Annotated in this window: 13 protein-coding genes; 5 read left to right on the forward strand and 8 right to left on the reverse strand. The window is 58.4% G+C overall.

Features of this window, described 5'->3' with window-relative positions:
- Positions 1 to 3: 3 nt before the first annotated feature.
- The 3 genes from LEPTO7104_RS0121110 to LEPTO7104_RS0121120 form a co-directional block, all read right to left on the reverse strand.
- Positions 4 to 918, reverse strand: coding sequence for a hypothetical protein (locus tag LEPTO7104_RS0121110; protein WP_017300584.1), 915 nt, complete (start codon positions 916 to 918; stop codon positions 4 to 6).
- A 156-nt stretch (positions 919 to 1074) separates the two neighbouring features.
- A complete protein-coding gene (gene ylqF, locus LEPTO7104_RS0121115; RefSeq protein WP_026072919.1) occupies positions 1075 to 1938 on the reverse strand; it encodes a ribosome biogenesis GTPase YlqF in 864 nt (287 codons plus the stop codon).
- 358 nt (positions 1939 to 2296) lie between these two features.
- Positions 2297 to 2854: a PadR family transcriptional regulator gene (locus tag LEPTO7104_RS0121120; RefSeq protein WP_017300586.1), complete on the reverse strand. Its 558-nt coding sequence runs from the start codon at positions 2852 to 2854 to the stop codon at positions 2297 to 2299.
- A 229-nt stretch (positions 2855 to 3083) separates the two neighbouring features.
- Between LEPTO7104_RS0121120 and LEPTO7104_RS0121125 the strand changes: the two genes are divergently transcribed.
- Positions 3084 to 3740: a Coq4 family protein gene (locus LEPTO7104_RS0121125; protein WP_017300587.1), complete on the forward strand. Its 657-nt coding sequence runs from the start codon at positions 3084 to 3086 to the stop codon at positions 3738 to 3740.
- A gap of 118 nt (positions 3741 to 3858) precedes the next feature.
- On the opposite strand, the gene LEPTO7104_RS0121130 is transcribed toward LEPTO7104_RS0121125, so the two are convergent.
- Positions 3859 to 4266, reverse strand: coding sequence for a universal stress protein (locus LEPTO7104_RS0121130; protein ID WP_017300588.1), 408 nt, complete (start codon positions 4264 to 4266; stop codon positions 3859 to 3861).
- Between the two features lie 192 nt (positions 4267 to 4458).
- Here LEPTO7104_RS0121130 and LEPTO7104_RS0121135 point away from each other — a divergent pair, with 192 nt between their 5' ends.
- A complete protein-coding gene (locus tag LEPTO7104_RS0121135) occupies positions 4459 to 5664 on the forward strand; it encodes a phosphoglycerate kinase (RefSeq protein WP_017300589.1) in 1206 nt (401 codons plus the stop codon).
- A gap of 111 nt (positions 5665 to 5775) precedes the next feature.
- On the opposite strand, the gene LEPTO7104_RS34750 is transcribed toward LEPTO7104_RS0121135, so the two are convergent.
- Both LEPTO7104_RS34750 and LEPTO7104_RS0121145 read right to left on the reverse strand, forming a co-directional pair.
- Positions 5776 to 6681 (reverse strand): glycosyltransferase family 2 protein, encoded by a 906-nt coding sequence (locus tag LEPTO7104_RS34750; RefSeq protein ID WP_017300590.1) that lies wholly within the window; start codon positions 6679 to 6681, stop codon positions 5776 to 5778.
- A gap of 373 nt (positions 6682 to 7054) precedes the next feature.
- Positions 7055 to 8176 carry an AI-2E family transporter gene (locus LEPTO7104_RS0121145; protein WP_017300591.1) on the reverse strand — a complete coding sequence of 374 codons (1122 nt, stop codon included), beginning with the start codon at positions 8174 to 8176 and terminating at the stop codon, positions 7055 to 7057.
- Positions 8177 to 8300: 124 nt separating this feature from the next.
- Between LEPTO7104_RS0121145 and LEPTO7104_RS0121150 the strand changes: the two genes are divergently transcribed.
- Complete coding sequence (locus tag LEPTO7104_RS0121150; RefSeq protein WP_026072920.1) at positions 8301 to 9035, forward strand: phycocyanobilin:ferredoxin oxidoreductase; 735 nt, start codon at positions 8301 to 8303, stop codon at positions 9033 to 9035.
- A gap of 88 nt (positions 9036 to 9123) precedes the next feature.
- Complete coding sequence (gene gmk, locus LEPTO7104_RS0121155) at positions 9124 to 9753, forward strand: guanylate kinase (protein ID WP_017300593.1); 630 nt, start codon at positions 9124 to 9126, stop codon at positions 9751 to 9753.
- Between the two features lie 41 nt (positions 9754 to 9794).
- On the opposite strand, the gene LEPTO7104_RS0121160 is transcribed toward gmk, so the two are convergent.
- Positions 9795 to 11291, reverse strand: coding sequence for an NYN domain-containing protein (locus tag LEPTO7104_RS0121160; protein WP_017300594.1), 1497 nt, complete (start codon positions 11289 to 11291; stop codon positions 9795 to 9797).
- A gap of 140 nt (positions 11292 to 11431) precedes the next feature.
- Positions 11432 to 11968, reverse strand: a complete 537-nt coding sequence (locus tag LEPTO7104_RS0121165) for a DUF1499 domain-containing protein (RefSeq protein ID WP_017300595.1) — start codon at positions 11966 to 11968, stop codon at positions 11432 to 11434.
- 89 nt (positions 11969 to 12057) lie between these two features.
- Here LEPTO7104_RS0121165 and LEPTO7104_RS0121170 point away from each other — a divergent pair, with 89 nt between their 5' ends.
- On the forward strand, positions 12058 to 13446 hold the full coding sequence (locus LEPTO7104_RS0121170) for an aldehyde dehydrogenase (protein WP_017300596.1): 1389 nt from the start codon (positions 12058 to 12060) through the stop codon (positions 13444 to 13446).
- The last annotated feature ends 30 nt before the right edge of the window (positions 13447 to 13476 follow it).

Below are 13476 nucleotides of genomic sequence, written 5' to 3' on the forward strand. Positions count from 1 at the left end.
AGCCTAGCGCTTGGCTAAAGGAAATGTCTGCTGCCAAACCACCGCTCGATCGCGATTTAGGCCAGAGATAACCAGGGCCTTGACGGCATCCAACCCCATGGCAGCCAGGTTTTGATGGGTTAGCAGCGCCCGCACCTCGCCGGCGGCGTCTTCGGGGTTAATCACCCGCACCGCCAGCCAGGAGATGTGGAGCTGGCTATCCTGAACCTCTACCTTGGCGGCAATTCCCCGCCGCTTTAGGCGCGCTTCGATCTGCTCGACTGGGCTGAGCTGGTCGTCTTGACAGGCCGTAGGAGAGGGTCCTGCGGCAGGTGCCGCTTCGGCTTTAGCTGGGGGGTGCTCAATGTACTCTTTTAGCTGGTAGAACGCCTGCTTCAGGTCTTCTACTTTGGCGCGATCGCCCTCCCGGAGAGCCAGGGCCTTGAGCTTGAAGTAGGTGCCCTCGACCTTTTGCAGCGAGTCGTCGGGCGCTAGGCCGAGCAGGGCATAGGCATAGGCAGGGGTTCCTGGCGCTGCCGACGGCGCTGAAGACTCAGCACAATCGCCAGGGGCGGCCTCTGCCACTGGCGGCTCAGGCTCAGGGAGGGGGGTATTCCCCCGGGGCAGTGGTTTAACCTCAGCGGTGACCGTGTTTAAGGCCACTTCTACTCCCCAACCGGGTTCCTGGTGTTCTGCCTGGTCTGCATAAATTTGCAGGGCGTTGACCCCCTCTGTCTGAAGTCGATCAATACCCCGGCGCACATAGTCAACGATGGCCGTTTGGGGGGGAAGGCGATCGCCTGTCAGCCACAGCTGAAGGCAGTCGTCTTGGCGATCGCAGCGCACAGAAATGCCCTGGGGCTGTAAGGCCTGGTTCATCAGCGCGGCGATCGCAGCCGCATCACCGGCTTTAGCCTGTTCTAGTAGCGTAATCGACATCCGTAAGATAACCTCCGAACCAGCTTCTTTAAGCTAAGGCTACCCTTTTTGCTCCTAGAATCTGCGATCGCTAACCCACCACTTGAGCAGCTGTTCTCGCCCGACCAGCACCAGCTAAACGAGAAACCACACCGAAGCTTAACAACAGCCTATCTCCTAAGCTGAGGGCCATTCCAGCACCCACTGGCCCAGCAGCCCGGTACGAAAGTCGTTGAGAAGGCGCTTAGCCGTGCGTTCGGTATTGTCCTGAAATTTTTGGGCCGCCACCTCAGCCACAAAGTCTTCCCCAGTGCGATTGTCCAGGGTCAGGCCGTAGCGGGCTTGCAGACTAGCTTGATAATCGTCGGGAGAGTCGGCCTGCTGTAGGCCTTTGAGCAGATCCAAAAACGCGGCCGCCGTGCGCTGGGTATCGTAGGAGGCCTCGCCAATGTCGTCACAGATGGCGAGTTTTAGCGCAGCGTCCTGATCATCCATCCGGGACGGAATTACCCCTGGGGCATCGAGCAGGTCTAGATCCCCCGAGAGCCGAACCCACCGCAGCTGACGGGTAATGCCCGCCCGCCTGGCGCTGGCAACCACCTTGCGGTTGAGCAGTCGGTTGATCAACGCCGACTTTCCTACGTTAGGGAACCCAATCACCACGGCGCGAACTGGACGAGGCTTCATGCCCCGAGCCAGGCGGCGCTGGTTGACGGCCTCCCCTGCGGTTTGGGCGGCTTTTGCGATCGCCTTTACCCCCTTGCCCTGCTGGCCATCGGTGAAATAGGGCACCTCCCCCTGCTGGCGAAACCAGCTCTCCCAGGCCGTGCGCGCCTCGGCTGAAATCATGTCGACCCGGTTCAGCACCAGCACCCGAGGTTTTTCGCCCACCCAGGTATCGACTTTAGGGTGCCGTGTCGAGACCGGAATGCGGGCATCGCGCACTTCCAGCACCACATCTACCCGGTTGAGCTGATCGACCAGGGCTTTTTCTGCCTTGGCGATATGGCCGGGGTACCACTGGATTTCGGGGGTGGGCATGGGGTGGTGGGTGAGGGGTGGGCGGGTGGATGAGTGGGCGGGTGGAGGGGTGGTGGTAAGGCTCTTTAGCAATCGTAGGGTGCATAACGCTAAAAGGCGAGGATCAGGCCAACGCACAGCAATGCATTAGTTCAAGAAACTCCACAGTAAAGCTGGGCAAAGCTGGCGATAAATATAGCCTTCGTCACGTTAGTTAAGACATCCAGAAACTCTATGAACGTTCAAACGTTTTGATCGTTCAGTTCATAGGAGACATGTCTTAACCAGACTGGTCACAGCTATACGTTGCTCAGGAAGTTCGCCAGCCAGGCCGTTTTACGGGTCGGGGTTAGGGATGGATGCCTTCGCCTGGTTTTGCCTAGGGAGACGCCGCATCGGCGGGCAGGGTTTTGAGCGTAGCCAGGGTTTCATCGCACCAGGCCAGCCAGCTAGTTTCGAAGTGAATGCCGTTGCGCAGGGTGAAGTACTGAAACTGGGCCGCCAGGGGCATGGCATCGGGGTGGGCAAAGTATGTCTGCTCAATGTCTCGGTAAGCCTCCAGCGCCGCCACATGCTGGGTGCGTTCGTGCTCAAGGGTAGCCCGAATTGTTGCGGGCGGCACCAGATGGCCCACAAACAGCTTGACCAGCAGGTCGTCTTTGGTGGCAGTGCATTTCGAGGGTTGCGCTATCCACTCTTTTAGAACAGTTTTGCCAGTTTCGGTAACGCGGTAGATCTTTTTATCGGGCTTGCCCGCCTGGGCGACGGCTTCGGCGGCGACCAGCCCCTGCTGCTCTAGCTTGGTTAGCTCGCGGTAGATCTGCTGGTGGCTGGCGTGCCAGAAGAAACCGACCGAGCCATCGAACTGCTTGGCCAAGTCGTAGCCGCTGCAGGGGCGATCGCTGAGGGCCGACAAAATTGCGTGGGAAAGCGCCATAGAACCAATTCACAAATTTGCATATACAATTCATTGACTATGCGCAAGAGTGCATATAGGATGTATTCAGATGCAAATAATTGCATATTCACTCAGTTGCACTTTCATTATGGCAGCTCCAGACGCTGGACCAGCGCCCTGAGCCAGAATCGCCCCACCGAAGTTGGTCAACTAAGCCCAGTTCTCTCACCCCAGTCCTCTCATATCCTCTCGTCTTGGAGAACCTGTTATGACAACCCAAATTCAGCCAATCAAGCGCCACCGTGGCTCAGGCAACCCGTTGGTGGGTCTGCACTGGCCCTCCCTGGGAGCGGCCTACCGCACCTTTTTGAGCGATCCTGCTGCCGGAATTCTGCATATTATTGCGGCGGGTCGCGACACCCAATGGCAGCGCCTGGTCGAGCGACGACTGGCGCGGCAGGCGCGGCACCTCAGCGATCGCACCATTTCGGTCGATCTCTCGGTCCTGATGCAGCTGCCGCCCAACACCCTGGGTGGAGCCTACGCCCGCCACATGGTGGCCCAGGGGTTTGATCCCGAAACGTTTGTCACCGATCGGGATGACCACTGGCTAAATCAACGGATGGCCATCAGTCACGATATCTACCACATCTACACCGGGTTCGATGCCTCGCCCATTGGTGAGTTTGGGGTGGCCGCCTACACCCTGGTGCAGTACCGCGATTTGCTCAACGTGTTCGTGCTGTCGTTTGTGCCCCTGAGCTTAACCAATCCGCTGTGGACGGTGCCCTTGCTCAGAGCGCTGTGGCGAGGGTTACGCATGGGGGTAAAGGGCCGGGCTGCGATCGCCTACCCACCCGAACTCAACTGGGAAAAGCCGCTCGCGATCGTCCGCCAGGAGCTGGGGCTAGGAAAATTTTTCTAATATCAGCAGCGAGAACTGGGCCATTTCCAGTCTCCGCGCTGTTCCTGTACTCTGCCTCTCTATGGATGCTGCTCTCACCCACCCATCCACCCACCTATCCATCCACGCCCCCACGCCCCTACGGAATAATCAACACCGGGCAAGGCGACAGGTTAATCACCCGCATGGTCACACTCTCGTTCTGCACGTCTTCAATCAAACCTACGCCGCGACAGCCCATCGCGATTAAATCGGCATTGAGTTCGTCGGCCACGTCACAGATGACAAAGGCGGGCTGACCCTCGCGCTCCACCACCTCGGCCTCGATCGACTGAGCAGAAAATAGCGCTTTAGCTTTGCCCAACAGCTGGGCCACCGCCTCCGGTGATGACTGTCCGGCGGGCTGAGGGGCTGCGGCGGCGTTCGGCTCAACCACCGACAGCAAAATGAGCCGACTCTGGTGGGTTCTGACCAGTTCTGCCACCTTGGGAGCCGCCTGCTGCGCCTCAGAACTCATATCGATGGGAAATAAAACCGTCTTGAACATGGCGTATCGAAGGGAACTCACACTCCGGTAAAATGAGGGCGGCAATAGGTAAATATTACGACAGACACAGTGCCCCAGTCGGGTTGCTCTGCCCCTCAAATCTACCTTAGTCAAGGTTGGGGCCGCTGCTATCCACGCGCTGCATAACGTAATAAATCCAAAGTCTTAAACCGTTTTAGGAGGTATATTACAGTGACTAAAAAATCGGTGGCGAGCCTGTCAGCAGCCGACCTTTCGGGTAAGCGGGTCCTGGTGCGGGCCGACTTCAACGTTCCCCTCGATGACCAGGGTGCCATTACCGACGACACCCGGATTCGGGCCGCCCTGCCCACCATCCAAGACCTCACCGGCAAAGGGGCCAAGGTCATTCTGGCCAGCCACTTTGGCCGCCCCAAGGCCCAGGTGGTCGAGAGCATGCGCCTTACCCCGGTAGCCAAGCGCCTCAGCGAACTGCTGGGCCAGGAGGTGATCAAGTGTGACGACTGCATCGGTGACGAGGTTGCCGCCGCCGTGGGCGGGATGGAAAACGGCCAGGTGGCACTGCTGGAAAACGTGCGCTTCTACGCGGGTGAAGAGGCCAACGACCCCGAGTTTGCTAAGGCGCTGGCCGCCAACGCCGACCTCTACGTGAACGACGCCTTTGGCACCGCCCACCGCGCCCACGCTTCGACTGAGGGGGTGACTAAGTACCTCAGCCCCTCGGTGGCGGGCTACCTGATTGAGAAAGAGCTTCAGTACCTCCAGGCGGCGATCGAAAATCCCCAGCGCCCCCTGGCCGCTATCATCGGTGGCTCTAAGGTTTCCAGCAAAATCGGCGTGATCGAGACCCTGCTCGACAAAGTCGACAAGCTGCTGATCGGCGGCGGCATGATCTTCACCTTCTACAAGGCGCGAGGCCTCAACGTGGGCAAGTCGCTGGTGGAAGAAGACAAGCTGGAGCTGGCTAAATCTCTCGAAGCCAAGGCCAAGGAAAAGGGGGTTGACCTGCTGCTGCCTACCGATGTGGTGCTGGCCGACAACTTTGCCCCTGACGCCAATGCCCAGACCGTTAGCGTCGAGGCGATTCCCGACGGCTGGATGGGGCTAGACATTGGCCCCGACTCGATCAAGGTGTTCCAAGACGCGCTGAAGCAGTGCAAGTCGGTAATCTGGAACGGCCCCATGGGCGTGTTTGAGTTCGACAAGTTTGCGGCGGGTACCGAGGCGATCGCCCATACCCTGGCCGAGCTGACCGATACCGGCGTCACCACCATCATTGGCGGCGGCGACTCGGTGGCGGCGGTTGAAAAAGTCGGCGTGGCTGAGAAAATGAGCCACATTTCTACCGGCGGCGGTGCCAGCCTGGAGCTGCTCGAAGGCAAGGAACTGCCCGGCATCGCGGCCCTTGATGACGCCTAGGCCCAAGCCCGATCGCTAACGTCTAGGCCCAAAGCTGTGGAGGGGCGATCGCCCCTCCCAAACCCAACGAGTTGCAGGTCGTTAATCAGGGTTAGCGCGACTCACCGCAGGCTAGCTGGCCGAAAGCTTTGGATCGACCTTGCTGCCGCTAAACTGGGCCACTACCGCTGCTCTGGCAATGTCAGTCCAGCCGTGCCAGTAGCCCAGGCTCCAGCCCAGGTTGAGCAGCCAAAGAAGGAAACTGTCGCGATCGCGCACCCGCACCACAAACTTTACCGGCACCAAAGGCAGCGACAAAAAGCACCTAAACAGCATCCCTTTGGGGAAGCCATTGGCCCAGTGTTTACGGGATAGCTGGGCTGAATAGTAGCCAAATTTCTTGAGGCGACGAAAGTTCGACTTTATACCGCTCCGAAAGCGAAAATTTACCACCGCATCCTTGGCCTCGTGCAGCGTTATTCCCAACCCCTGAATGCGCCAGCAGTAGTCAATATCCTGCAGCGCTAAAAACTGGCCATCAAAACCACCTACCGCCTCATGGTGAACCCGCTTAACCGCCAGGTTGCTCGCCGAACCAAAGGGGCGAAACGGGTGATGAAGTAATCCATGCCCTTCAATGCTGGCCAGGGCCTGGGAAAAGTCATTGCTGTTGTTGAGCTTAATCATCTCTCGCCAGCCGCAGACTAGATCGTGCTGTTCCAGGGCTAAGGCCATAGCCGCTAGCCAGCCCGGCGCCACCTCATCGTCGGCATCACAGAACAGTAGCGCATCGCCCTTCGCCTGAGCACAGGCCGTATTGCGAGCATAGGCCGCCCCCCGATAAGCCGAAGCATCGACGACTTTCAGGTTGGGTAAGGTTTGCTGATAGCGCCGAGCAATCTCCAGCGTGCGATCGGTAGACCCGTTATCGCCAACAATAATTTCCCAGGGACCAGAAAACTCCTGCTGGGCCAGGGCATCTAACTGGGCCGAAAGAGTTGATTCAGCATTGTAGGCTGGAATAATAACGCTCAGCATAGGGCCGTAAATAGTATCAATATATTAGTAGACTAGCCTGAATATCTCTGTGCGCTTTTGGGGCAGAGACGTCACCTTCTCAGTGGTAGTTCCCTCCAATGTCTACGGAAAAACCTATGGAAATAGAGAGTTTCTGCCTGTCTCTAGAAAATAAACCATAACCCCTTGAATGTCTCAATTGATACCTTAATTGAGCAAAGATTTACTTAACCTTGATGCGATCGCCGCTTCGCACCCACGGGCGCAAGCGTTAGTGCCCTCGGCAGTCGGTCTCGGTGGCATTTCCCCGCCAGCTAAAGTATCGACAAATCACCATTTGGTAACGATTGTACTGCCTGTCTGATTACCTTATGGGCATCGACAGAGCCACGCATTAGTCCTCCGAAACCAGGGTGCGCTCTGGCAGGCCAGAACCCGGCTCAAGCTCCTCCGCCCCAGAGCCAATGTCTCCGCTAACGCTGTTATCCCCCCGATCCAGTACGTCAATAATCCAGGCTTCCTCGACCCAGGTTTTGCAAATCACCGCCAGGGGAAGGGCCAAAATTAGCCCCAGCGGCCCCAGAAAAGTAGCAAAAAAGATTTGCGAAATTAGCGTAGCGGCAGGCAGCAAAGACACCTGCTTCTGCATCACCATGGGCGAAAACCAATAGCTCTCGACGTTTTGAATCAGCACGTACAGCGCAATCACGGCCAGCGCCTTGCCGGGCGACTGGAGCAGTGCCACAAACACCGGAAATACAGCGCTCAGCGTTGGCCCAAGGTTGGGAATAAAGTTAAATAGCCCTGCCAGTACTGCGTGGGCAAAGGCGTAGGGCACGCCTAGCAGCACCAGACCAGTGAAGCTCAGCGTGGCGACGAACATTGAGCTAAGGGCGACCCCGCCCAGCCAAAACATCAGCGACTTTTCGCACTTGGTCAAAATTTCATCAGCGCGGCGGCGATAGTTCGACGGAAACAGCCTCAGCAGCAGCCGCCGGTAGGCCTGGGGATTAGCCAGCATCATCAGCGCCAGGATGACCAGCAGCAGCACCTGCAACACAATGGCCACCGAGCTGGAGAAAAAGGCTAAAAAGTTGCCAAATACTGTAGAACCAATCGATGCGGCCTGGCGCAGCAGTTCGGGCAGACCGGGCAACATGCGCAAATCTTGCTCAGGGAACCACTCGGGAGGACTGGCCTGAAACGCGTCGAACCAGCCGCCCAGCTTTTCAAACCCCTTGGGCGTCAGCAGCAGCAGCTCTTGGAACTGGCTGACGAACAGGGGAAGTACCAGCCCTAAAAAGATGACGCCACCCAGCAGTACTAAAGCTCCGGTGACTAGGACCGAGCGCTCCCGCGGCCAGCCGTACACCCGCGAAAAAAAGCGCACCAGGCTATTGAGGGCAATGGTAATCACCACCGCAGCAAAAATCAGTAAGACAATCTGGCGAAACTGCCACAAAATCAACAGGGCAATGCCCAATGTCGCCAGGTTGATCCAATCGGTTAGCTTCACGGCAACGGTACCCTACGCGGTTGAATATCCTGTGGCCAAATTGTACCTGGCTACAGCTCCAGGAAATTCTAGTATTCTCGCCCTGGCTGGTATGCTGGAAATTCATTATATTTTTCTGGGTGTTATGGCAACCCCAACTCCAACCTCTCTCCGCAGTCAGCAGCACCCCATGATTCGGGGGCTGGCCGATCGCATTGAAACCACCTGGCAGCAGCACCTAGACCTATCGCCTTACCACCTGCCGGAGGATTTGGGCTACATTGAGGGGCGGCTGGAGGGTGAAAAGCTCACCATTGAAAACCAGTGCTACCAGACTCCCCAGTTTCGCAAGCTGCACCTGGAGCTGGCTCGGGTAGGGGCCAATCTGGACATTCTTCACTGCGTCATGTTTCCCCGCCTCGAGTACGATCTGCCGATGTTTGGCTGTGATCTGGTGGGGGGGCGAGGCCAAATCAGCGCTGCCATCATTGACCTCTCGCCGGTAACGGGGTCTCTGCCCGAGGGCTACACCGCGGCTCTAGACGCATGGCCAGCCCAGCACTTTGCCGAAGAGCGCGATCTGCCGGGCTGGGGCACTATTTTTTCGCCCTACTGCCGGTTTATTCGCCCTGCTAGCCTCGACGAAGAGGTCGCCTTTGTCGATCTAATTGCCGCCTACCTGGCGCTGCACTGCCAGCAGGCGATCGCCACTCCGGCCATCGCGGCCCAAAAAGAGCGGGTGATGGCGGGCCAGCGCCACTACTGCGAGCAGCAGCAAAAGAACGACAAAACCCGGCGGGTCTTGGAGAAGGCTTTTGGGCCAGACTGGGCTGAACGCTACATGACTACCGTTCTGTTCGATCTCCCCGAAGCTCAGTGAATCCTAAGTTAATCAGCGGAATTTCATCGTTCCAGCCGTAGAGGGTTAATTAGAATAAGAATCTCTGTTGTACACAACCACAGCCGCTATGACCGTCAGCTCTCCTGTCCCCGTCAACACCCTCAGCCTGGACGCCACGGCTGACCTTCCGGCCCCTCGGCTGGGTCGCCTAATCGTTTTCACTGGCCCTAGTGGGGTGGGGAAAGGGACACTGCTGCGATCGCTGCGCCACCGATATCCCATGCTCAAGCTGTCGGTGTCGGCCACCACCCGCGCCCCCCGGCCCGGCGAAGTCGACGGCCAGGACTATTTCTTTGTCAGCCGCGAAGCCTTTTTGGCGATGGTCGAGCGAGGTGAGCTGTTAGAGTGGGCCGAGTTTGCGGGCAACCTCTACGGCACCCCCAAATCTGAAGTGCTCAAAGAGATTGAAGCAGGCCACTGGGTCATTTTAGAGATCGAGCTAGAGGGTGCCCGCCAGGTGCGCGAAACCTTCCCTAACGCTCTCCAGCTGTTTGTGCTGCCGCCCTCCATCGAAGAGCTAGAAAGCCGGATTCGGCTGCGGGGCAAAGATGCCGACGATGCCATTGAGCGCAGGCTCCAGCGGGCGCTGGTCGAAATTGACGCCGCCCCCGAATTTGATCGGCAAATTGTCAACGATGACCTGGAGGTTGCCCTCCAGCAGCTCGAAAACGCGATTTTTAACGATTGCGACCGATAATAACCAATGACCACCAATGACCACAGAACTAGGGCTGGCGCCTAGCTCACGCAGGCCAAAGCAACCTGCCAATCTGGCCCCTGCTTATAGGCACGCAGCGATCGGCATTTGAGCAAAAACTTGGGCAGGCCTTTGGGTTCTCCAAGGCGCTTGAGCACGCTGCTAAGCGACTCTTGGTGGACATGGGCAAAGTGCAAACTCAGCACCGACAGCGGCACCGCCCCGCCCGACTGCTGGGAGGACAAGCCCCACAGCAGCTTGATCAAAGCCTGCTCTAAGGCTGGGACATCCGAAATCGACTCAGGAATCGGCATCGGATTGGGACTGGGCTCTGATTTACTGGGCTCTGATTTGGCTACGGTGGTGGGCTGGTCTGGAGCCTGGGCAGGCTGCGGGGGAACGGCGCTGGCTGGCACTTGAGCGGGGGCTTTCAATCTCACCTCAGTTTGATTGCTGCCGGCCATGGGAATTAGCTCAAAGGCGGCATGGGCAGACAAAAACTGCTTTAAGGTTTTGCCGCTGGCGTTGGCTTGCAGCGCCTGACTGACCGAAATCTGGTTGCGATCGCGAAACAGCTTGCCCAAGTGACTTAGGGTAATCGGCTGCCCTGGGTTAGCCTGCTGTTCTTGGAGAATTAAAATTTTTAGCCACCGCTGTATCTGGGCCAGGGTGGGCAGGTTGACCTCGACTGCATGGGACGCTTCTAAAGCGTCGTCGTCGTCAGACTGAGCTAGCTGAAACACCTGACGGGTTTGCTTGGCCAGATTGAGCACGGCAAAGTGGTCGTGGTGCAAACTGACGCGATAGGGAGTGATGCCCAGGTTGAGCAGCGCGTAGCCCAGGTGCGAGAGATCTGAATCTGTCGAGCAAATGAAAACCTCCCGAATGGAGGGATTGCGCAGAGAAATGAGCGAAGCATCCAAGGACATCTTGATATCTGCACTGTTTTTGCCCGAGGGGACGTGCACCATCTGATACCCCCGCCGGTAAAACTCCTGGTCGCGCCGACCCAATTTGCGCCAGTTGCCAAAGGCCAGTCGGTAGCGAATCGGGTGGTGCGCAACGGTCTGCAAGACCGTCTCGAGGGTTTCGGGCGGGTTCATGTTTTCAGCATCAACCAGCAAAAGTCCGGCTCCAGCGGCGTTCGTGAAACCGCCGTATTCTCCAGAGCGCCGGTTTGCCGAGGCGCTGCCTGCCGCTGGGCCAGACCCAGCCGACTCAGCGGCAGGCAGCGCCATCAGCGCCTCAACCCGCTGCAAAAGTTTGCCGTGGGCCGAAGTGCCTTTAAAGGCTGGAACAAAGATCTGATCGAGAATGCGATCGACCGCCTTAATCAGCGCGGGACGGTCAGGCTGTTTTGCCAGCAGGGCCAAAAATTTGCTGAGTTGCGCTTCGGTTGAGGCGTTTAGCAACCACGTTCGGCAGGGTTCCGTCAGAATGCTGGGATGCTTGGCCTGAGCCGCCATCAGCGTTGTCTGAAGCAGTTGGCTCAGAGCTTTGGGCAGGTCTGAGTGAAGCAGCTCAGGGGAACGAGTCATGCCAATAGCCTTAAACGCTGACGATTTAGGTAGACTACACACCGCAAACCCATTTTTGCTGAAACAGGCCTGGACGCACCGTCCTATTTCCTAACCTGCCCAGATATTCACTAATCTGCCCAGATCCACCGTCGCCCAGGCTAAGGCTGGAGTTCCTGGCGAATGGCTTCGACTCGCTGGCGGTTTACGCCCAGGTCTGACTTGCCGAGGCGGGAGGCCGATCGCACCTGAATCACCGACTCCGCCGGGTCGAGGTAAAACTCAACATCATCCACAAAGCCCATCAGTTTGCTGGCAAACTCGGCGTAGAGGTAGTTGTCGGTCGATTCGACGATCGTGGTGCGGGGCATGGCTTTGACCACCGCCGTCAGCTTAGTCATGGCCTCGGCGGGGTCGCCGCTGTAGGCCAGGGGCGCGATCGCGTGCTCCGCATCGGGTTTCCCCTGGCTGACGACGCAGTTGGGGGAGTCGGGGCAGGGGGCCAGCTTGCCCTCTTTGACGCCCAGGTTGGTGGGGCGATCGCCCGCCGTCAGATTGCCAATAAACGGTAGTGTACCCATGGGGCTAGCATCCAAAGAAACAGCAGCGCTGGGGTAAGCATCGCCCAGCAGAGTCATCATAACCAGAGCGACCCCAAACACAATGCGAAAGACGGCGCGAAAGACGGTTGTCAGCATGGTCAAACGTTCAAATCCTTAGGTGGCTCTCTTGTAGGATAAGGCAGGTGAGTTAGCTCCGAGCCCCGCTCTATTTCCAGAGATTAACCATGACGACCCTTGCCGCCCCCGCCCCCGTTGCCGATCTCTTGTACCGCCAGCGAGCCTACTGGGCAACTGGCGCCACCCGCAGCCTCGATTTTCGCCTCGCCCAGCTCAAGGCGCTGCGGGCGGCGATCGTCAAATATCAGGCTGAGATCATTGACGCCGTCAGGCAAGACCTGGGTCGCCCTGAGTTTGAGGGCTATTTTGAAATCGCGGCGGTCAGCGAGTTGGACTACGTGATCAAGCACCTGCCCCGCTGGGTAAAGCCGCGCAGGGCATCGCTGCCCCTAAGCCAACAGCCTGGTGCAGCCTGGGTGCAGCCCGAACCCCTGGGGGTGGTTCTGGTTCTGGCCCCCTGGAACTATCCCTTTCAGCTGATCGTGTCGCCGCTGATGGGGGCGATCGCAGCGGGCAACTGCGCCATACTCAAGCCCTCGGAGCTGGCGCCGACCACCTCAAAAGTACTGGCCCAGCTCATCAGCGATACCTTTGATCCCGCCCATGTCGCCCTTGTCGAAGGCGGCGTTGAAACCGCCCAGGCGCTGCTGGCCGAAAAGTTTGACCATATTGTCTATACCGGCGGCGAGCGGGTGGGGAAAATCGTCATGCAGGCGGCGGCTCAGCACCTCACCCCGGTGACGCTGGAGCTGGGCGGCAAGAGCCCCTGCATCGTCGATGCCGACATCAATCTGGACGTGACGGCCCGGCGGATTGTGTGGGGCAAGTTTCTCAACGCAGGCCAAACCTGCGTCGCCCCCGACTACCTGCTGGTCGATGAGCGCATTAAAGATGATCTTGTAAAAGCCCTGACGGCCAGAATCCGCGAGTGCTACGGCGAAAACCCGGCCACCAGCCCCGACCTGTCTCGGGTGGTGAACGATCGCCAGTTCGACCGCCTGCTGGCCCTGCTGGAACGGGGCAACATTCTGGCCGGGGGCGAGCACGACCGGAGCGATCGCTACCTTGCCCCCACCCTGATCGACGGCATTGGCTGGGATGACCCAATTATGCAGGAGGAGATCTTTGGCCCAATTCTGCCGATCTTGACCTATCGCGATCTGGGCGATGCGATCGCGGCCATTAACCAGCGGCCCAAGCCCCTGGCGCTGTACCTGTTTTCGCGCGATCGCCAGGTTCAGGCCCAGGTGCTCGATCGCACCACCGCCGGGTCAGTGTGCATCAACGACGTCATCCTGCAATTTGCCATCTGGGACATGCCCTTTGGCGGCGTGGGCAGCAGCGGCATTGGCGGCTACCACGGCCAGTACAGCTTCGACACCTTCTCAAACCTCAAGAGCGTGCTGAAAAAGCCCTTTTGGATGGACATAGACTGGCGCTACCCCCCCTACGCGGGCAAGGTGAAGCTGTTCCGCAAGTTTATTGGCCTGTCGTAGCGAAAGCTGGCTAAATCTGGGGTTCACGGC

Origin of the sequence: Nodosilinea nodulosa PCC 7104 (genome assembly GCF_000309385.1) — a bacterium.
Taxonomy (GTDB): domain Bacteria; phylum Cyanobacteriota; class Cyanobacteriia; order Phormidesmidales; family Phormidesmidaceae; genus Nodosilinea; species Nodosilinea nodulosa.